This is a genomic window from Novosphingobium rhizosphaerae (assembly GCF_050920675.1).
In the GTDB taxonomy this organism is placed as follows: Bacteria; Pseudomonadota; Alphaproteobacteria; order Sphingomonadales; family Sphingomonadaceae; genus Novosphingobium; species Novosphingobium rhizosphaerae.
Map to the genome: position 1 here is coordinate 394,871 of NZ_CP137862.1, position 20,221 is coordinate 415,091.

The following is a 20,221-nucleotide window of genomic DNA, read 5'->3' on the forward strand; positions in this document are numbered from 1 at the left end:
CATCCTCCCTGGCGAACGTTTGCCGTTTCGCCTTCCGACGACTCATTTATGTTACGAACTAGTTCCTGTCAAATTATTCTGAAACGTCGCGAGACATTCTGTCGACGGCAAACGCGGCCGCGGCGCAGGCCAGCAACGGCACGCAATAGGCGGCAAACAGCACGGGAAGGGGGGCTTTGGCGGCCATCAGCCAGCCGCCCATCATCGGCCCGATCACCGCGCCGGCACGGCCCAGGCCGATCGCCCAGCCCACGCCCGTCGCGCGCATGCGCGCTGGATAGACGCCGGCAGCCAGCGGCCAGACGCCGTTGTATCCGCCCTGCAGCAGCACGCCGATGGCAAACGCGAGCGCCAGCGTGGCGGCCACTGGCATCGCCACCGAACCGAACACCAGCATGGCAACGCCCGCGCCGACCAACATCGCCGGCACCAGCCGCCCCAGCGGTACGCGCACGGCCAGCACGCTCATCCCGGCGGTGCCCACGAAGGCCCCGAAATTGTACAGCGCGCCGGCATAGATGCCGTCGGTTTCGGAAAGCCCCGCCTGGATCGACAGCTTGGTGATCCAGCTGACGATGAAATAGAGCACCATCAGGCCGCAGAACACCGCCGCCCACAGCGCCAGCGTGCGCGCGCGAAACGCAGGGGACAGCAGATCGCCGATGCGCCCGGCGGGCTCTGCGCCGCTGCCGGGCATGCCTTCGTGTTGACGCGGCAGGATGGCCATGGCGGCGGGGAACAGCACCACGGTGAGGCCGCCGGCCGCCAGCAGCAGGCGATGCCAGCCCCAGATCGGCAGGAGGTGCGCGGTCAAGAGCGCGGTGAATACGGCGGCAAACGGATAGCCTGCCTGGACGATGCCCACGGCCAGGTTACGCTGGGCGGCGGGGGCGGCCTCGGCGGCCAATGCGGCCATGGCGGCCAGCACCGTGCCGATGCCCATGCCCACCACCACGCGCAGGGCATAGAGCACCGGCACCGAGCCGGCAAAGCCGCTCGCCACCATGCCGGCCGACATCAGCCCCAGCGCGGCCAGGATGATGCGCCGCCGCCCCAGCCGGTCGGCCAGCGGGGCGATGCCCATGCCGCCGATCGCCATGCCGACAAGTCCCGCCCCGAACAGCAGCCCCATGGTATCGGCCCCGATCGCCCAGTCGGCCTGGAGCCGGGGGGCGATGAACGACAGGATCGTCACGTCGATGCCGTCGGCCATGTTGATGGCAAAGCACAGGGCCACGATGGCCAGGCCCGTGCGGGTCCATTGCGCCGGCCCGCTGCCGGCGCTTGCATTGATGGGTGTGGCCATGCCTGTCTCTCTCCCGCATGCGCCGGGTGCCATGGGACAGGCGCTGGCCGGCGCGCCGCTGGGCTGCGGCCGCCGTTCGCGCTCAATCCTTGTGGGTCACCCAGGCGATGATGATGTCTGCCACCTGGCTTGCCCGGCGGGCCAGCGCTGTTTCGCTGGTCATGTCCACGCCGAAATTGTGGGCAAAGGTGAACTGGTTGGATACGTTGTAGAACGCCAGCGCGGTCATGTTGAGATGCAACTCGACCGGATCGATACCCGGGCGAAAGCTGCCCTCGGCTTCGCCACGCGCGATCAATTGCGCCAGGATCTCGATCACGCTGTGGTTGCGGCTCGGCAGCGCGGCGATCTGCTTGAGATGCTGGGCGCGGTGGATGTTCTCGTTCATCACCAGGCGCACCAGTTCGGGATGGCGGGCATGGTAATGCACGTCGTGCTCGATCAGCCGGCGCAACGCCTCCACGGCGGTGCCGCTGGCGATGTCCACCTGCGCCTCGCTCTCGCGAACCTGGCGATAGGCGCGTTCCAGCACGGCGCGGTAGAGTTCTTCCTTGCCTTCGAAATAGTAGTAGATCTTGCGCTTGGTGGCCTTGCCGGCGATCTCGTCGATCCGCGCGCCGGCCAGGCCCTTTTCCACGAATTCCTGCGTGGCGATGTCCACGATCTGCGCGATCGCGGCTTCGCGTGCTTCCGCGTGCGACCGGCGCGGCTGTTTGGCCTTTGGATCTGGCGCGTCGGAACTGGCTTTGGGCAAGGGTCTCTCCTGGGCAGGACGGCGCGCAGGTTTGCGGTCCCGCATCGCTGCGGGCACTGCTTCCGTTGCGCCGATGATCCTTCCTTGCCGCACCTGTCCCTCGTTGCAAGGCCCGGCCTTTGGCCAGCATCGCCTCTGCATCTGCTATTTATGTAACGAACTAGTCCCTAACATTTTTGCTTTTGTCAAGCATCGGGGCGTGATAGGCCCATGGCCGGGGCAGGAAACCAAAGGCAACAATCGGCAGGCGGCCAATGACCAATCCCGCATTCAAGACATCCATCGCCACCGTGTCGATCTCCGGCACGCTCGATGCAAAGCTCCAGGCGATCGCTGCTGCCGGCTATGACGGCGCAGAAGTGTTCGAGAACGACTTGCTCTCAACGCATCTTTCCGCGCGCGAGATTGGCGCGATGATGGCCGACCTGGGCCTGGCCTGCACGATGTTCCAGCCGTTTCGCGATCTTGACGGCTTGCCCGAGCCGCAGCGCGCCCGCGCGTTCGACCGCCTGGAACGCAAGTTCGACGTGATGCAGGAGCTTGGCACCGACCTGCTGCTGGTCTGCTCCAGCTGCTCGCCGCTGTCGGACGGCAACCGCGAGCGCACGATTGCCGATCTCACCGAAGCGGCCGAGCGCGCCGCCGCACGCGGCTTGCGCCTGGGCTATGAAGCGCTGGCCTGGGGCCGCCATGTGCACGACCATCGCGAGGCCTGGGGCATCGTGCGCGATGCCGATCATCCCGCGCTTGGCTTGGTGCTCGATTCGTTTCACTCGCTCTCGCGGCAGATTCCCTCGTCCAGCATCGGCGACATCCGGCCGGAAAAGCTGTTCATCGTGCAAGTGGCCGATGCTCCCATGCTCGACATGGACCACCTGGGGTGGAGCCGCCATTTCCGCTGCATGCCGGGCCAGGGCGATTTTCCGCTGGACGATTGGGCCGGCGCGATCCGCAAGATCGGCTACCAGGGCTGTTGGAGCCTGGAAATCTTCAACGACCGTTTCCGCGCGGGTTCCGCCAGCGGGGTCGCGCTCGATGGCTATCGTTCGCTGCGCCTGCTGGAGGGCGGGATTGCCCGGCCTTCGGTTTCGGCTGCCGCGTTGCCGCCACGGGTGAAGACCGCTGGGGTGGAATTCATCGAATTTGCCGCCAGCCATGAAGAAGCGGAAAACCTTGCCACCATGCTGCGCCCGCTGGGCTTTCGCCCCACCGCGCGCCATCGCAGCAAGGACGTGACGCGCTGGACGCAGGGGGTGGGGACGCAAGGGGTGGACGACCCCGTCAACATCGTGATCAATTGCGAGCCCGAAGGGCTGGCCCACAGCTTCGACGTGGTCCACGGCGCTTCGGTCTGTGCGCTGGGCCTGGCGGTGGACGATGTGCCGGGTGCGCTGGCGCGGGCCGATTTCCTGCGCGTGCCCCGCTTCAACCAGCCATTGGCGCCCGATGAATGGCCGATCCCCAGCGTGCGCGGGGTGGGGGGCAGCCTGATCTACTTCGTCGACGCCGCCACCCGCGCGGCGATGTGGGCGCACGAATTCCCCACGCCCCTGGAAGACCCGGTGCCCGGCCCGCGCCTGGCGATCGACCATGTCGCGCAGACCATGCAGTACGAGGAATTCCTCAGCTGGCTGCTGTTCTACGTCGCGCTGTTCGACGTGGCCAAGACGCCGCAGCTCGACATTGCCGATCCCATGGGCCTGATCCAGAGCCAGGCGGTGGAAAACGCGGATCGCTCGGTGCGTTTCACGCTCAACGGCTCGCTCGCCACGCAATCGCTCACTTCGCGCTTCATCCAGAACTATTTCGGGGCGGGGGTGCAGCACATCGCCTTTGCCACCGACGACATCATGGCCGTGGCCGATGCGGCCCACGCCCAGGGGCTGCCGCGCCTGTCGATCCCGCGCAACTATTTCGACGATCTGGAAGCGCGCTGGGGACTGGAGCCCGACCTGATCGACGCCATGGCGACGCGCGACATCCTCTATGACCGCGATGGCGAGGCCGAATACCTCCAATTCTACAGCCGCGCCTTTGCCCGGCGGGTGTTTTTCGAAGTGGTCGAGCGGCGCGGCTATGCCGGCTACGGCGCGGTCAACGCGCCGATCCGCCTGGCCGCCCAGGCTCGCCACAAACCCGATTTTCCCGATTGACCGGCGGGGCCGGCGCGGCCCTGCCACCCCCAAAAAGCATAACAAGACCATGGAGAGAGACCTGATGTTTGCCCGCCTTTCCGCAGCAGCGCTGGGCCTTGGCGCCCTGCTCGCCGTCCCTGCCCAAGCAGCACCCGCGCGCGATTTCCCCACCGAGGCCAAGCCGGTGCTGGCCGATCGTTTCCCGCAAGTGCCGGTGGCCTTCCCCGGCGGGGTCAAAGCCTGGCGCGACGTGACCTATCAGCAGTTGCCCGGCTATCGCCCGCAGGCGCTGGATATCTATGTGCCGGCCGGCAAGGGACCGCATCCGCTGGTGGTCTATATCCATGGCGGCGGCTGGATGGCCGGGCACACGCGGCATTCGGGCGCCTTTGCCAATTGGCCCAAGGTGCTGGCCGCGCTCGCGGCCGAAGGCTTTACCGTGGCCAGCCTGGAATATCGCCTGTCGGGCGAGGCGAAGTTTCCGGCGCAGCTTCAGGATGCCAATGCCGCGCTGCGCTTCCTGCGCGAGCATGCGGGCGACTATGCGATCGATCCCGCGCGCGTGGCGTTGTGGGGTGGTTCGGCCGGCGGGCACCTGACGGCGCTGACCGCGCTGACTTGCGGCAACACCACGCTCGATCCTGCTGCCGGCGCCGACCGTTGCGTGCAGGGCGCGGTGACATGGTACGGTGTCTATGACTTTGCCGGGATGAACGCCACGCCCGATGGCAATTCGGCCGGCACCCGGCTGCTCGGCTGCGAGGGGCCGTGCAGCGCCGACAAGCTGCGCAGCGTGAGCCCGGTGGCCTATATCGACGCCAAGGACCCACCGTTCCTGCTGATCCATGGCGACGAGGACAAGACCGTGCCAGTGGCGCAATCGCACCTGGGCGAAGCCGCGCTCAAGGCCGCCGGGGTACCGGTGCAGGCGATCTACATTCCCCATGTGGACCACAGCTTCATCGGCCGCACCCCGGCCGAAACCCATGCCGCCTCGATGCAGGCGCTCAACGCCACGTTCGATTTCTTCCACCGCGTGCTCAACGTGCCGGCGCCGGCAGGCAAGGCCAAATGATCCGGCGGATTCTGGCCGCGCTTGCGCTGGGGCTGGCTGCTCCCGCGCAAGCCGAACCGGTTGCCGTGGATGGCGGCCTGGTCGAGGGGACCACATTGCCCTCGGGCGTGGCGGCATGGCTGGGCGTGCCCTTTGCCGCGCCGCCTCTGCGTGAACTGCGCTGGCAGCCGCCGCAGCCGGTCACGCCCTGGACGGGCACGCTGCACGCCGATCGCTTCGCCCCCGAATGCCTCCAGCCGCTGCGCGGATCGCTGCAGAACCACTATTTCGGCAACGAAGCGACGAGCGAGGACTGCCTCTACCTCAATATCTGGGCGCCGCCCAAGACCAGCAAGGCGCCGGTCGTGGTGTGGATCTATGGCGGCGGTTTCAACATCGGCTCGGCCTCGATGGCCAACTATTCGGGTGAGCCGATGGCCCGCGAAGGCGTGGTGCGGGTCAACATCGCCTATCGCGTCGGGGCGCTGGGTTTCCTCGCCCATCCCGAACTGTCCGCACAAAGCGGGCATGGATCGGGCAACTATGGCCTGATGGACCAGATTGCCGCGTTGCAATGGGTGAAGCGCAACATCGCCCGCTTTGGCGGCGATCCCGACAATGTGACCATCGTGGGCCAATCGGCCGGGGCGATGTCGGTGGCGCTCCTGCAGATCAGCCCGCTGGCCAGGGGCCTGTTCGCGCGCGCCGTGGCGATGAGCGGCAGCCCGTTCGGCGGCATGCTCGGCCCCGCGCCGCTGGCGCAAGGGGAAGCGCAGGGCCTGGCCCTGCAAAAGGAACTCGGCGCCGCCTCCATCGCGGAAATGCGCACCATGCCGGGTGACCGGATCATGGCCGCCACCACGCCGCGCAGCGCCATCGTGCGCGACGGGCAGGTGATCACGGGCAGCGCGGAAGAGGTCTTTGCCGCCCATGCGCAAAGCGATGTGCCCGTGCTGATCGGCTATACCCGCGACGAAAGCTTTCGCCCGCTGGGGCCGATCGCCACGACAGATGCCCTGGCGGCGGTGGTGAAAGACCGCTTCGGCGCGCGCGCCGATGCGATCCTGGCCGCCTATGCCGGTGCCGATCCCGCACGGGCCGCAGCCGACATTGCCCGCGATGCCACGGTCGGCCGGCAGATGGCGGATTGGGCCGCCGCGCAGCGCCGTTTCGGCACGCGGCCAGCCTATGCCTATCTCTTTGCGCGGCGCCAGCCCTATGCGCCGGGCGTGGTCTTTTCCGATCACGATCCGGCCACGGTGGGCGCCTATCACACCGGTGACGTGCCCTATTGGCTGCGCACGCGCGATGCGCTCAACCTGTTTCGTCACACGCGCGACTGGCAGCCGGTGGACCAGGCGCTGGAAGATACCATGGCCGGCGCATTGCTGGCCTTTGCCCGCACCGGTGTGCCGTCCAGCGCGCCGATCGGGCCCTGGCCGGCGCTCGATCCCAAGCGCCCGCGCCTGGTCCTGCTGGGCGAGCAGCCTGGCGTGATCGCCTGGCCGCATTGGGCCGACATGGCGCTGTTTGGGCCGGCACCGGCGGAGCCGGGGCGCAGCGGCCGGCCGCGCGATTGATGCGCGCGATCCTGGCTGCCCTGGCGGCAATGGTGCTGCTGGCTGTGGCGCCGCTGCCGGCCCGCGCGCAGGCCTGCCCGGCCGATAGCGAACTGGCCTATATCTGCGGCGTGCAAAAGCCCGAGGATGTGCTGCGCTTGGCCGATACGCCGTTTCTGGTCAGCAGCGGGTTTACGCCGGGTGCCGGGCTCAAGCTGGTCGATACCCGCCGTCGCGTGGCCGAGCTGTGGTTTACTGGTGCTGCCGAGCAAGTCGTGCGCGATGCCGCAGCCTGGCCGCAATGTCCTGGCCCGCTCGATCCGGCGCTGTTCAACGCGCGCGGACTTTCGCTTTCGCGCCTCGATGACGGCAAATGGCGCCTCTTGGCGGTGAACCACGGCGGGCGCGAGTCGATCGAGGTGTTCGATGTGGACCTGGCGGCCCCGCGCCCACGCCTGGCGTGGCGCGGGTGCCTGCCCATGCCGCCGGGCAGGTGGCGAACGCCGTCGCGCGCTTTGCCGATGGCACGGTCCTGGCGACGGTGCTGACCGCGCCAGGCACCACGATCGGCGATTTCATGAACGGCAAACCGACCGGCGCCGTCTGGCAATGGCGGCCGGGCGACATGGCCTTTCGCGAAGTGCCGGGCACGCGGCTGCCGGGCAATAACGGGCTGGAAGTCGATCCCGACCAGCGGCATTTCTATGTCGTCGCGTTTGGCTGGCATGCGGTCGTCGTGTTCGACCGCGCCAATACCCGCCGCCCGCTGCGCCGCATCGTTGCGCCCGATTTCATGCCCGATAACGTGCATTGGAGCGAGGGACGCCTGCTGGCGGCCGGCATGCGGCTCGACGAGCCGGCCTGCGGCGGATTGCGCCGCGTGACCGGGCGCGTGGCCGATCCGATGCTGTGCCACCGTGGCTGGGTGGTGGGGGCCGTGGACCTGGCCGCGGGGCGCATCGCCACGGTGGCCTATGGGCATCCGCAGCCCGGCTTCAGCGGCCTGTCCGCCGCAGTGCAGGTGGATGACACGTTGTGGCTCGGTTCGTTCCAGGCAGATCGCCTGGCCACGGTGACGCTGCCCTAAGCGGTAAAAAGTCCTTGCTGCGCTGCACCCGAATCGCTTAGCCTGGCATTCGAGCCGGCTGGTCGGCGCCCAATGGCGGGCGTTCTTTCCGGGCCGCTGGCCCTTCGTAACAATGCGTGGCAATGGTGCCGCCCGATGTGATCCTCCAGGGATCATCTCGTGGCGGCTTTTTTGTTTTGCGCAGACGCGCGGGGGGCGGCGGCAGCCATCGGTTCCAACAGGTTCAGGAAGGAAAATGCCGATGACATATCGCCTCTTGGCAACCGCGCTGTTGGCCGCGCCGCTTGCCCTGGCACAGCCGGTCCGCGCCGCGACGGGTGATCCGGTGCCGGTGTCCGACACACTGACGATCGATCCGATCCTCGATGCGCGGTTGCGTTGGGAAAATGTCGATACGCCGGCCAAGGGCGCCGATGCGGTGACGCTGCGGCTGCGCAGCGGAGTGGAATTGCGCCACGCACCCTCGCATCTTGCGGTGCTGGCTGAAATGGAAGGCACCTTGCCGATCGTGGGCAATTACAACGCCCTGTCGTTTGTGCCGGCGCGCGCGAAACCCGGCTATGCCGTCGTGGCCGATCCGGCCAACGTGGAATTGAACCGCCTGCAGATCCAGTACCGCACCAAGGCACTGGGGCTGACGGTGGGGCGCCAGGTGATCAACCTGGACGATCAGCGCTGGGTCGGCGCGGTGGCCTGGCGGCAGAACGAGCAGACGTTCGACGCGGTGCGCGGGGAACTGGCACTGGGTCCGCTCGTGGTCGACGCGTCTTATGCCAAGAGCCAGCGCACGCTCTATGGCACCGATGCGCAGGGCCGCACCGCCTATGACGGCCGCTTCTGGTTCCTGCAGGCCGGGTTGCACCACGGGCCCTTTGCCGTGAAGGGCTTTGCCTATCTGCTCGATTACGATCGGGCGGAGCAGGTGCCCGCCCTGGCGCTGACGCTCGCCGATACGCAGACCTGGGGGCTGCGCGCCACGGCCGCGCTGCCGCTGGGCAAGGGGGTGAAGCTGGCACTGGCGGGCAGCTATGCCCGGCAAAAGCCGTGGGCGGATAATCCCCGGCGGTTCGATGCGGATTACCTGGCAGGGCAGGCCGACCTTTCCGCGCATGGCTTCACCGCCACCGCCGGCTATGAAAAGCTGGGCAGCGACAACGGCATCGCCCTGCAAACCCCTATGGCCACGCTGCACAAGTTCAACGGCTGGGCGGACCTGTTCCTGACGACGCCCGCCGCCGGCCTGCGCGATGCCTATGCGGGCCTTGCCAAGACTTTTGCCGTCCAGGCCATGCCCGGCCTCAACGCGACGGTGACCTGGCACGATTTCCATTCCGACGCCGGCGATCTGCCGCTGGGCCGCGAATGGGATGCCAGTGCCGGGTTCAAGTGGCACAAGGTGGGGTTGCTGGCCAAATATGCCGATTACACCGCGCGCGGCTATGGCAGCGATGCGCGCAAGATCTGGCTGGAGGCCGACTACGCGTTCTGAGCCCGTTGGGCTGCCCCGCCCAGGTTGCGGGTGGGGCAGATCAACCCGGTAATCGCCTCGCCCGGCACCGCGCGCGAAAACAGATAGCCTTGGCCGGCCAGGCAGCCCATCGCGCCCAGTGTATCGGCCTGGTCCTGATGCTCGATCCCTTCGGCCACCACCTGGATGCCCAGCTTGACGGCAATGTCGATCACCCCTTCGACGATGATCTGGCTCGGCCGATCCGAAACGATGCGGTCGACGAACGACTTGTCGATCTTGATGAAATCCACCGGTATCGACATCAGGTGCGTCAACGAGGCAAAGCCCGTGCCGAAATCGTCAAGCGCCACTTTGAGGCCCTTGGCGCGCAAGGCCGCCACGGAACGGCGGATCACGCCGTTGTCGTCATCGATATAGACCGCCTCGGTCACTTCCAGGATGACCATCGACAGCGGCACGCGCTGCCGTTCGAATGCCCGGCCAGCGCGTTGAAAAAGCCCGCGCTGTGCAGGTCTGCCGAACTCACGTTGATGCCCACCCGGCAAAACGGCACGCCCTGGTCAAGCCAGGATCGCGCATCGCGCGCCACCTGGTCGATCATTTCCAGGGTCAGCGCGCAGGCGGTCTGCGGGTCGCTGGTTGCTTCGTGGAATTCGGCCGCCGTGACCATGCGCTGGTCCATGCGAATGCGGCACAGCGCTTCCAAGCCGCAGACCTCGCCGCTGGCAAGGTGGATGATTGGCTGGTAGTGCGCCTCCAGCCGCCCATCGCGCAGGGCGGCATCCAGTTCGCGCACTGCGGTGATGCGCCGCGTCATGCGCGTGCCGATGCCCGGCCAATACCGCACGAAGCCACCCCGCGCGATATCCTTGGCATGATAGAGCGCGTAGTCGGCGTTCTGCTGCACGCGTTCGGGGGTGCAGTCGCCCGCCGAGAAGATGGCCATGCCCATGGTGCCGCCCGGGCGCAGGAAATGCCCGGACAGCCTGACCGGCGGGCGCAAGGTTTCCAGGATGCGTTCGGCCAGGGTCTCAATGGCTTGCAGGTGGTGATCGGCGGTGATCAGCACGGCAAATTCGTCGCCACCGATGCGATAGACCGGATCGGGCAGTGCCGCGCCGGCAAGGCGCTGCCCCACTTCCACCAGCAGCGCGTCCCCGGCCTGGTGGCCATAAGTGTCGTTGATCGCCTTGAACCCATCGAGATCGATCATGAACAGCGCCCAGTTGCCGGGCCGGCTGCAATCCAGCCCGGCCAGGGCGGTGTTGAAGGCTGCGCGATTGGCCAGCCCGGTCAGGGCGTCGGTGTTGGCCCGGCGATCGCGCTCTTCGACCCGGCGCTGCCGATCGAGCGCAATGGCGCACAGTGCAATGCAGCGGTCGACCAAGTCGCGCTCCAGGGCCGAAGGGCCGCGCATTTCGCGGTAGTAAAAGGCAAAGGCGCCTACCGGCCGTTCCTGCCCGGCAAAGATCGGTCGCGACCAGCAGGCCCTGAGGCCGAGCGGCAACATCAGGTCGCGAAACTGGGCCCAAGCCGGATCGTTGGCAATGTCGGTCGACATCACTTCCACGCCCAGCGCGGTGGCCGTGCCGCATGCGCCCACGTTGGGCCCGATCGCCACGCCATCGATCGCGGCGCGCAACGATGCGGGCAGGCTGGGCGCGGCCAGGGGCCGCAGCCGGCCGCCGCTGTCGACGGTCAACACCGAACAGACCACGCCGGGTGCCTGGCTTTCCACTTCCTCGCACAACCGAACGATCGTGGCGCACAGCGGAGCGCCACGCGCAATCATTTCAAGAATGATGCTCTGAAAATCGCTCATCGGGTCTCGGCCGGCCAGTTATCGCGGGCACGATCATGCGGCTTGCCAACTTAACGTTTTGTTGTCTGCTGCTATTCGGGTTTTCCACCTGGCCAACGCGGATCTCGGCCCGCGCCATCGCCTGGCCGATCAGCAACAGCGCCGGCCCATCGCCCAAGCCGCTGCAGGCGGCCAGGCCCAGCAGATCGAGCCGGGTGCGCAAAACGCGCTCTTGCGGCAGGCTGGCGTTTTCCACCATGGCTACCGGCGTGTCCCCGGGCAGCCCTGCCGCCATCAGTTGCTCGGCCACCTCGGGCGCGGCGGCCTTGCCCATGTAGATTGCCAGGGTTGCCTGGCGATCGGCCAATGCGGCCCAATCCAGGTCGAGCGCTTCGCCCGCGCGGGCATGGGCGGTGATGAAAGTGAGCTTGCGCGCCAGTCCGCGCAGTGTGAGCGAGGCGCCAAGGCTGGCCGCCGCTGCGCTCGCCGCCGTCACGCCGGGGCAGATGCGCGCGTCGATCCCGGCGGCGCGGCAGGCGTCCAGTTCCTCGGCCACGCGGCCAAAGATCGCCGGATCGCCGCCTTTGAGGCGCACCACGCGTTCGCCCGCCAGCGCCGCCTCCACGATCAGCCGGTCGATGCTGGCCTGGTCCTTGGAATGGCGGCCCGAACGCTTGCCGACATGGACCAGCTGCGCGCCGGGGCTGATGAGATCGAGCACACCGGGACCGACCAGCGCATCGTGGAATACCACGCTCGCCTCCCCGATCAGCCGCGCGGCCTTGCGCGTGAGCAGTTCGGGATCGCCCGGCCCGGCGCCAACCAGCCAGACGGTGCCGACGGGGAAATCGTCGCTCATGCCGCGTGCGCCGGCGCCTGCGCGCCCACCACGGCGGAGCGCAGCAGATAGAGCCGCCCGGCATCGACGCGCACGGGGATCGTCGGCACGCAGCCCTGGTCGTCGCCCAGCGCCTGCCCGGTTTTCAGGCTGATGTTCCAGCTGTGCAGCGGGCAGGTGACCACCGCGCCATGGACGATGCCCTGGCTGAGCGGCCCATGCTTGTGCGGGCACTTGTTGACCAGGGCATAGAACTGGTTGTCCAGCGTGTGGAAGATCGCGATTTCCTCGCCGCCCTGCACCGGCAAGGTGCGCGCGTTGCCGGGGCTGATCTGGCCCACCGGTCCGATATCCAGCCAATCGCCGATCATTCTGCGGCCTCCAAAAGTGCGGGGGTGGGGAAGGGGCGGAACTCGCCCAGGTGCTGGTGCAGTTCGGCGTCTTCGCCGCCCACGCGGCGCGCCCAGGGATCGTCCTGCGAGAATTTCTGCGAATAGGCAAAGCGCGCGGCCAAGCGCTCCACCGCGTCGGGCGCGTCGAACAGGCTGGCCTTGATATGCGCCAAGCCCACGCGCTCGATCCACGGCGCGGTGCGTTCGAGATACCATGCCTCTTCGCGGTAGAGCTGGACGAAGGCGGCGCAGACCTGCATCGCCTCGGCTTCGGTGGTGACTTTGCACAGCAGGTCCGTGGCGCGCACATGGATGCCGCCGTTGCCGCCGACATGGAGTTCATAGCCCGAGTCCACGCAGACCACGCCGAAATCCTTGATCGTCGCTTCGGCGCAATTGCGCGGGCAGCCGCTGACCGCGATCTTGAACTTGTGCGGCATCCAGCTGCCCCAGGTCATCTGCTCGATCCTGATGCCAAGGCCGGTGGAATCCTGCGTGCCGAAGCGGCACCATTCGCTGCCCACGCAGGTCTTCACCGTGCGCAACGACTTGCCATAGGCATGGCCCGAAACCATGCCGGCAGCGTTGAGATCGGCCCAGATCTTGGGCAGGTCTTCCTTCTTCACGCCAAAGATATCGAGCCGCTGCCCGCCCGTGACTTTGACCATGCGGCCATACTTTTCGGTGGCATCGGCAATCGCGCGCAATTCGCCCGGATTGGTCATCCCGCCCCACATGCGCGGCACCACCGAATAGGTGCCGTCCTTCTGGATATTGGCGTGGAGCCGCTCGTTGACGAAGCGGCTTTGCTGGTCGTCCTGATAGGTCCCCGGCCATGCGCAGAGCAGGTAATAGTTGAGCGCCGGGCGGCACGAGGCGCAGCCATCGGGCGTGCTCCAGTTCAATTCCTGCATGACTTGCGGGATCAGCTTGAATTCGCGCTCTACGATCAGGCGGCGCACATCGGCATGGGTAAACGTGGTGCACTTGCACATGGTCTTGGGGCCAGCCTGGACCTCGTCGCCCAGCGTCAGCGCGAGCAGTTGCTCCACCAGCCCGGTGCACGACCCGCACGAAGCCGAGGCCTTGCACTGCGAACGCACCGCATCGAGGCTGCATGCGCCGCCCGTGATGGTGGCAACCACCGTGCCCTTGGACACGCCATTGCAGCCGCAGATCTCGGCATCGTCGGGCAGGGCCGCCATGGCCGCGAGCGGATCGGCCGCCGCGCCACCACCCATGGCGTGGGCCTGGCCGAAGATCAGTTTGTCACGCAAGTCGGCAATGTCTGCCCCGCGCTTGAGCAGGTCGAAATACCAGGCGCCGTCGCTGGTATCACTATAGAGCACGGCGCCGACCACGCGGCCCGCCTGCACCACCACGCGCTTGTAGAGCCCGCGCGCGGCATCGCGCACGACGATGTCTTCGCAATCGGCGCCGCCGGAAAAATCGCCGGCGGAAAACAGGTCGATACCCGAAACCTTGAGCTTGGTGGACGTGACCGATCCGGCAAACCCCGCGCCGGGGCGGCCCACGGCCATGTCGGCCGCCGCGCGGCACATCTCCCACAGCGGCGCGACCAGGCCATAGCAGGCGCCGCGATGCTGCACGCATTCGCCCACCGCCAGGATTGCGGGGTCGCTGGTGACCATGTGATCGTCCACCACGATGCCGCGTTCCACCGCTAGCCCGGCGGACTTGGCGAGCGCGGTCGCCGGGCGGATGCCCACGGCCATGACCACCAGATCGGCCGCAATCTCGCGCCCGTCTTTCAGCCGCACACCGGCCACCCGCCCATTCCGTTCAAGGATTTCGGCCGTGTCCGCCCCGGTCAGGATCGTCTGCCCGCGCCGTTCCAGTTCGGTCTTGAGCAGGTAGCCGGCGGCTTCATCGAGCTGGCGTTCCATCAGCGTGGGCATCAGGTGAATGACCGTCACGCCCATGCCGCGCAAGCTGAGACCATGGGCCGCTTCCAGCCCGAGCAGCCCGCCGCCGATGACCACGGCCTGGCCACCGGCATCGGCGGCGCGCAGCATCTTGTCCACGTCGTCCAGATCGCGGAAAGTGACCACGCCCGGCAGGCTTGCGCCCGGCACAGGGATGATGAACGGATCGGAACCCGTCGCCAGCAGCAGCCGGTCATATGGCTCCACCCGGCCCGAAGCGGCGGTGACGGTGCGTGCGGCGCGGTCGATCGCCACGACCGGATCGCCCGCAACCAGAGTGATGCCGTTGTCGGCATACCAGGCCGCATCGTTGATCACGATGTCTTCAAAGGTCTTTTCGCCGGCCAGCACGGGCGAAAGCATGATCCGGTTGTAATTCACCCGCGGTTCGGCGCCGAAGATCGTGATCTGGTAGGCCGCCGGATCGCGCGCCAGGATTTCTTCCACCGCGCGGCACCCGGCCATGCCGTTGCCGATCACGACGAGGCGTTGGAGAGGTGTGGCAACCATGGATCACGAACTCCTGCAATGCCACGCAGCAAACGCGAAAAGGCCGCCACAACACACGCCAGAAGGCGATGGTCGGGGCGGCTTCGTTGCCACGCGATGGGAAGAAAGAAGCCTTGGCCGGCGCGAGGGGCACCCGCCATTGGGTGCCGGCCGGATCAGGGCTGATAGGGTTGATCCTATACGCTAGCCGGTGCTTCGCCAAGTGGATTTTGCAGGTGCGAGCAAATCCCGCGCATTACGCTCGTCACCCCGGACTTGATCCGGGGTCCAGCTTTTTCTTGCGACATGGCCAAGAAAAGCCGAACCCCGGATCAAGTCCGGGGTGACGTAGTGTTATGATTTAGCGGCCTATTCCAAACTCGCCGCATAGCCCGCGATGTCATGCGGGTCGAAGCTGCGCCCATCGAAAAAGCGGTTGTCGGCCATGGTCATGGCGCCCTGCTGCGCGCCGACAGAGGTCAGCCGCGCGAGGCTGCCTTCGACTTTGGAACTCGCGCCAGGCAGGGGTTCGCCCGTGCCGAGCAGCGCCGCGCGATAGACATCGGGGCGGAATACGCGGCCCGCGCGTTGCGCATCGTCCATGTCGATCGCGCCGCCTTCCCAGCGCACCATCTGGGTGTAGAGCCATTGCGCCTGGCTGACCCACGGGAAATTGGCCGCCTCGCGATACTGGAACATGAAATCGGGAAAATGCACCGGCTCAGCGCCTTGCGACAGGCGCAACCGGTCGGTGATCGCGCGTTCGATCAGGTCTGCCCGCCCATCGAGATAGGCGGGGCGCGCGAGGATCGCGGCGTTTTCGCGGGCCATGGCGGGATCGGCAAAGTGGCGCGCGGCCTGGGTCAGCGCGCGGATCAATGCCTCGGTCTCGGGGCGGCGATCCTCCAGCGTGGATTGGCGCATGGCCAGCACCTTTTCCACGCCGCGCCGCCAGATCTGCGCGGTGGCCAGCACGATTCGCCCCGCGCCGCGTTCCACCGCCACGCTGTTCCACGGCTCGCCCACGCAGATCCCGTCCACTTCGCCCGCTTCCAGCGCGTCGGCGCTGAACGGCGGGGGGACGACGGTGATGGCCACGTCGCGATCGGGCACCACGCCGCAGGCGGCCAGCCAGTAGCGCAGCATGTAATTGTGGCTGGAATGACGGTGCACCACGGCAAAGCGCAGCCGCCTGCCTTGGGCAAGTTCCTCTGCTACCACGGTTTTAAGTGCGGCCCCGGCAGCGCGGGGATCGGCCAGCGCGCCGGCAGGGGCGATTCGCGCGGCCAGGTCTGTGCGCATGGTGATGGCGTTGCCGTTGAGCCCCAGCACGAAGGGGACGGTCAGCGGCTGGGCCGGGCGCCCGCGTCCCAGCGTGGTGGCAATGGCCAGCGGCGCCACCAGATGCGCGGCATGGGTGTGGCCGTAAAGCAGCCGGTCGAGCACCGTGGCCCAACTCACATCGCGCACCAGGCGCAGCGACAGCCCTTCCTGCGCGGCAAAGCCATGTTCGTGCGCCAGAATCGGTAGCGCGGCATCGACCAGCGGCAGGAAGCCGATTGCAAATTCATGGGCCATCAATTGCCTCCCATCAGGCCATGGGCCGTTACCACGGCGCTCGCGATTTCGGCGATCTTGCGCCCTTGGTCCATCGCCGTCTTGCGCAAGGCGGCATAAGCATCGGGTTCGGAAAGACCGCGCGATTTCATCAGGATGCGCTTGGCCGCATCCACCGTCTCGCGCTCCGCCAGCTTGCCGCGCGCGTCGGCCAGATCGGCCTGGAGCCGGGCAAAGGCGTTGAACCGTCGCACCGCCAGATCGAGGATCGCGCGGATGCGGTGCGGGGCAAAGCCATCGACCACATAGGCGGAAACCCCGGCGTCGATGCTCGCCCCAATCGATTCCTCGTCCGAATCATCGACGAACATGGCGATCGGGCGGTCGAGCACGCGGCTGACCGCGAAATATTCCTCCAGCACGTCGCGGCTGGGGTTGCCCAGGTCCATCAGCACGATGTCGGGCTCCAGCTCGGCGATGCGTGCCACCAGCGCGCGACGCTGGGTGATCACGAACACCTCGCAGTCCTCAAGCCCCGCCAATCCTTCATGGATGACAGAGGCCCTGGCCGCGCTTTCATCGACGATCGCCACACGCATGCACGCGAGAGTCGGCACAGATCAGCACGGATGCAATGCAAAAATCGCGGTTCGGCGCCCGCGCGATTTCGCACTTGCATCATTGCGGCAAACGCGTCAGGTTATGGGCAACAGCGCGATCACAAGGGCGTGATCGGCCGCTTTTTTCACCCATCCCATCAGCACGGCAATGGCGCCGCCCCGTTTTCGGAGCAGGCCCATGGTGCGCATTCCGCCCTTATCGCCACAAGACCGCAACGATCAGCGCGGCTGCCAACAGCGCGCAAAGCCCTTTCCAGAACAGCAGCGGATCGCGTTGCAGCAAAGGCAAGGGGCGCAAGGGCCGGCGTGCCACGGCAGCGCCCCCTTCCAGCGCGCGGACCACCTCGACCATGTCGGCAAAGCGGCTTGCCGGGGCGATCGCCACCATGCGCAGCAGCACGGCATCGAGCCAGCCGGGCAGGGCGGCATTGCCCTGGCTGGGCGGATCGGGCTGGCGAAAGCGCGGGCGGCTGAACGCCTCGGTCTGGCCGTGGGGCCAGCTCCGCGCAAACAGGCGCCACAGCACCACGCCCAGCGCGAACTGGTCGGTGGTCGGGCTGCCGGCCTCTCCGGCAAACATTTCGGGCGCCAGGTAGCCCGGCGTGCCGGGGATTTCATCGACGCCGGTTTCCTCCACCTGGGGCAGGCGCGCCACGCCCAGGTCGATCAGGCGGGGCGTGCCGTCTTCGCCCACGATCACGTTTTCGGGCTTCACGTCGCGGTGCACGATGCCCAGCCGGTGCAGCGCGGCCAGGCCCCGCGCCATGCCGATGGCCAGCGCCAGCGCCGTGCCGAAGGGCACCGGCCCCGCCGCCAGCCGCGCTTCCAGCGTCATGCCGGGGTAGAACGGCTGCACCCCGTAAAGCCGGGTCTGGCGGCTTTCATCGACGGCGATCGCGCTGCCCACGAACGGGCTGTTGACCCGGGCGCCCACCACCAGTTCGCGGGCAAAGGCAGCGCGGGCGGCCGCGTCGGACAGCAAGGCAGCCTGGGGAAACTTGATCACCACGGCCGCATTGCCGCCCAGGGTATCGGTGGCGCGGAACACGCGGGCCAGGCGCCCTTCGGACAGCAGCGTCTCCAGGGCAAAGCCATCCACGCTTTCGCCCACTTGCGGCGCGGGCAGGATCGGCAGGCGCGCCAGATCGCCCGCCACGCCATCATGGCCGGGCAGGGGCAGGCTTACCACATCGAGCACCACGGCGCTGGCATTGTCGCGTCCGCCTGCCGCCAGTGCGGCATCGACCAGGCCTTGCGCGTCGGCTTCGGCGGAACGGCGCGCCGCGAGCAAGCGTTCGATGCGCCGGGCCGAAAGCACGCCGTGCACGCCATCGCTGGTCAGCACCAGGCGATCGTGCGGGGCCAGCGCCACTTGCTGGTGATCCAGCCGCAACGTGTCTTCCAGGCCGAGTGCACGCAGCAGCACGTGGCGCATATCGGGGTGGGCGTGGCAATGATCCACGGTCAATTGCTGCAGGCGCCCATCGCGCAGCAACCAGGCGCGGCTATCGCCCACATGCAGCACATGGGCGCGCCGCCCGCGCAGCACCAGCGCGGTGAACGTAGTGGCGCAATGGGCCAAGGCCTCGCCCCGGCCCATCGCCGCGAGCCAGCTGTTGTAGGGGCGCAGCACGCGTTCGGCCGCGGCGGCCACGCCGATGGTGGCCGGCTGCGCATAGAATCCATCGAAAAAGCTGGCCACGGCGAGTTCGGCCGCCACGCGCCCGCCCTTGCCGCCGCTCACCCCATCGGCGAGCGCGGCGGCAAGGCCATGGCGCCGCCGCTCGCTTTCGCTGCCCAGCCAGGCGGCGGCAAAATCCTGGTTTTCCGGCCTCGGTCCCGGCGCGCTGGCAATCCCCACCGCCGCCCACAGCCGTCCTTCCTCGTGCATGGCAGCATCCCCCTCACGTGTGTGCACACGCGATTGGGGCCGCACCCATCCACGCCGTCAACATCCATTTCGTGCTTTGAGGGGAGCGTTTCGCAATGACTGAAAAACCGTTCTGGCAATCGGGCCATCGGCCCACGCTGATCATGGCCTTCCTCTATTTCGACGTGGCCTTCATGATCTGGAACCTGCTGGGTCCGCTGGCGCCGATCTTTGCCAAGGCCATGGCGCTCAGCCCGGCGCAGAAGGGCTTTATCGTGGCCGTGCCCACGCTGGCGGGCGCCGTGCTGCGCCTGGTCAACGGCTTCCTGGCCGATCGCATCGGGCAAAAGCGCACCGGCGTGATCAGCCAGATCATCGTGATCGGCGGGCTGCTGACGGCGTGGAAACTGGGGGTCGATTCGATCCACGCGCTGATCGCGGTGGGCGTGGTGCTGGGCTTTGCCGGCGCGTCGTTCTCGGTCGCGCTGCCGCTCGCCGGGCGGTGGTATCCCCCCGCGCACCAGGGCAAGGCCATGGGCATTGCCGGCATGGGCAATTCGGGCACGGTCTTGGCCGCGCTGTTCGCGCCGATCCTGGCCAAGCTGTTCGGCTGGTCCAACGTGCTGGCGCTGGCCACGATTCCGGCCGTGGTCGTGCTGATCGCCTTTGTCGCGCTGGCCAAGGACAGCCCCAACCAGCCTGAAGCCAAACCGCTCGGCCAATATGTCGCGGGCTATTTCCGCATGCTGCGCGAAGGTGATGCCTGGTGGTTCATCCTGTTCTACGGCGTCACCTTCGGCGGATTCGTCGGCCTCTCGGGCTCGCTGCCCACGTGGTACACCACGGAACTGGGCATGACGCCGATCATGGCCGGCTATGCCACGGCGGCCTGCGTCTTCGCCGGCTCGCTGGTGCGCCCCATCGGTGGCGCGCTCGCCGACCGCGTGGGCGGGATCAAGACGCTGACGGGCGTCTATGCCATTGCCGCCGTGCTCTTGGTGGTGATCAGCCAGACGCCGGCCAGCTTTGCCGTGATGTTCCCGCTGTTCTTCTGCGTGATGGCCACGCTGGGCGTGGGCAATGGCGCGGTGTTCCAACTGGTGCCGCAGCGTTTCCGCAACGAGATTGGCGTGATGACTGGCCTCGTCGGCTTTGGCGGCGGCGTGGGCGGGTTCTACCTCGCGTCCTCGCTCGGCCTGGCCAAGCAGTGGACCGGATCGATGGGGCCGGGCTTCCTGGTCTTTGCTGCCTTGGCCGTGCTCGCGCTGGCGGGGCTGAGCGTGGTCAAGACGCGCTGGCGCACCACCTGGGGCGCGGCGATTGCCGGCGTGCGGATCTGACG

At 67.5% G+C, this 20,221-nt stretch carries 15 protein-coding genes and 1 pseudogene; 7 read left to right on the plus strand and 9 right to left on the minus strand.

Features of this window, described 5'->3' with window-relative positions:
* Positions 1–73 precede the first annotated feature (73 nt).
* Complete coding sequence (locus R9J51_RS21665) at positions 74–1,306, minus strand: MFS transporter (RefSeq protein ID WP_168557045.1); 1,233 nt, start codon at positions 1,304–1,306, stop codon at positions 74–76.
* An 82-nt stretch (positions 1,307–1,388) separates the two neighbouring features.
* Positions 1,389–2,060, minus strand: a complete 672-nt coding sequence (locus tag R9J51_RS21670) for a TetR/AcrR family transcriptional regulator (RefSeq protein ID WP_432788018.1) — start codon at positions 2,058–2,060, stop codon at positions 1,389–1,391.
* A 254-nt stretch (positions 2,061–2,314) separates the two neighbouring features.
* Here R9J51_RS21670 and R9J51_RS21675 point away from each other — a divergent pair, with 254 nt between their 5' ends.
* The 6 genes from R9J51_RS21675 (at position 2,315) to R9J51_RS21700 (ending at position 9,384) form a co-directional block, all read left to right on the plus strand.
* Positions 2,315–4,213 carry a sugar phosphate isomerase/epimerase and 4-hydroxyphenylpyruvate domain-containing protein gene (locus tag R9J51_RS21675; protein ID WP_179562403.1) on the plus strand — a complete coding sequence of 633 codons (1,899 nt, stop codon included), beginning with the start codon at positions 2,315–2,317 and terminating at the stop codon, positions 4,211–4,213.
* Between the two features lie 64 nt (positions 4,214–4,277).
* Positions 4,278–5,270, plus strand: a complete 993-nt coding sequence (locus R9J51_RS21680) for an alpha/beta hydrolase (protein ID WP_169475365.1) — start codon at positions 4,278–4,280, stop codon at positions 5,268–5,270.
* Complete coding sequence (locus tag R9J51_RS21685; RefSeq protein WP_179562401.1) at positions 5,267–6,829, plus strand: carboxylesterase family protein; 1,563 nt, start codon at positions 5,267–5,269, stop codon at positions 6,827–6,829. The genes R9J51_RS21680 and R9J51_RS21685 overlap by 4 nt, the downstream gene beginning before the upstream one ends.
* Complete coding sequence (locus R9J51_RS21690; protein WP_432788019.1) at positions 6,829–7,356, plus strand: hypothetical protein; 528 nt, start codon at positions 6,829–6,831, stop codon at positions 7,354–7,356. The genes R9J51_RS21685 and R9J51_RS21690 overlap by 1 nt, the downstream gene beginning before the upstream one ends.
* Positions 7,302–7,895, plus strand: a complete 594-nt coding sequence (locus R9J51_RS21695) for a hypothetical protein (protein ID WP_432788020.1) — start codon at positions 7,302–7,304, stop codon at positions 7,893–7,895. Before R9J51_RS21690 ends, R9J51_RS21695 begins: the two co-directional genes overlap by 55 nt.
* 241 nt (positions 7,896–8,136) lie before the next feature.
* Positions 8,137–9,384, plus strand: coding sequence for an alginate export family protein (locus R9J51_RS21700; RefSeq protein ID WP_179562397.1), 1,248 nt, complete (start codon positions 8,137–8,139; stop codon positions 9,382–9,384).
* Here the strand turns inward: R9J51_RS21700 and R9J51_RS21705 are convergent.
* The 7 genes and pseudogenes from R9J51_RS21705 to R9J51_RS21735 form a co-directional block, all read right to left on the minus strand.
* A pseudogene (locus tag R9J51_RS21705) lies at positions 9,372–11,188 on the minus strand (putative bifunctional diguanylate cyclase/phosphodiesterase). The gene R9J51_RS21700 and the pseudogene R9J51_RS21705 sit on opposite strands and share 13 nt — an antisense overlap.
* Positions 11,160–12,026: a uroporphyrinogen-III C-methyltransferase gene (cobA, locus tag R9J51_RS21710; RefSeq protein ID WP_179562395.1), complete on the minus strand. Its 867-nt coding sequence runs from the start codon at positions 12,024–12,026 to the stop codon at positions 11,160–11,162. The pseudogene R9J51_RS21705 and the gene cobA overlap by 29 nt, the downstream one beginning before the upstream one ends.
* Positions 12,023–12,376 (minus strand): nitrite reductase small subunit NirD, encoded by a 354-nt coding sequence (gene nirD / locus R9J51_RS21715; protein ID WP_179562393.1) that lies wholly within the window; start codon positions 12,374–12,376, stop codon positions 12,023–12,025. Before nirD ends, cobA begins: the two co-directional genes overlap by 4 nt.
* Positions 12,373–14,853 carry a nitrite reductase large subunit NirB gene (gene nirB / locus R9J51_RS21720; protein ID WP_179562391.1) on the minus strand — a complete coding sequence of 827 codons (2,481 nt, stop codon included), beginning with the start codon at positions 14,851–14,853 and terminating at the stop codon, positions 12,373–12,375. The genes nirD and nirB overlap by 4 nt, the downstream gene beginning before the upstream one ends.
* A gap of 348 nt (positions 14,854–15,201) precedes the next feature.
* Complete coding sequence (locus R9J51_RS21725) at positions 15,202–16,410, minus strand: ABC transporter substrate-binding protein (RefSeq protein ID WP_179562389.1); 1,209 nt, start codon at positions 16,408–16,410, stop codon at positions 15,202–15,204.
* On the minus strand, positions 16,410–16,988 hold the full coding sequence (locus R9J51_RS21730) for an ANTAR domain-containing protein (protein WP_179562387.1): 579 nt from the start codon (positions 16,986–16,988) through the stop codon (positions 16,410–16,412). Before R9J51_RS21730 ends, R9J51_RS21725 begins: the two co-directional genes overlap by 1 nt.
* Positions 16,989–17,205: 217 nt before the next feature.
* Complete coding sequence (locus tag R9J51_RS21735) at positions 17,206–18,900, minus strand: protein kinase domain-containing protein (protein ID WP_179562385.1); 1,695 nt, start codon at positions 18,898–18,900, stop codon at positions 17,206–17,208.
* A 95-nt stretch (positions 18,901–18,995) separates the two neighbouring features.
* Here R9J51_RS21735 and R9J51_RS21740 point away from each other — a divergent pair, with 95 nt between their 5' ends.
* Positions 18,996–20,219: a nitrate/nitrite transporter gene (locus R9J51_RS21740; RefSeq protein WP_169475375.1), complete on the plus strand. Its 1,224-nt coding sequence runs from the start codon at positions 18,996–18,998 to the stop codon at positions 20,217–20,219.
* Positions 20,220–20,221: the final 2 nt, after the last annotated feature.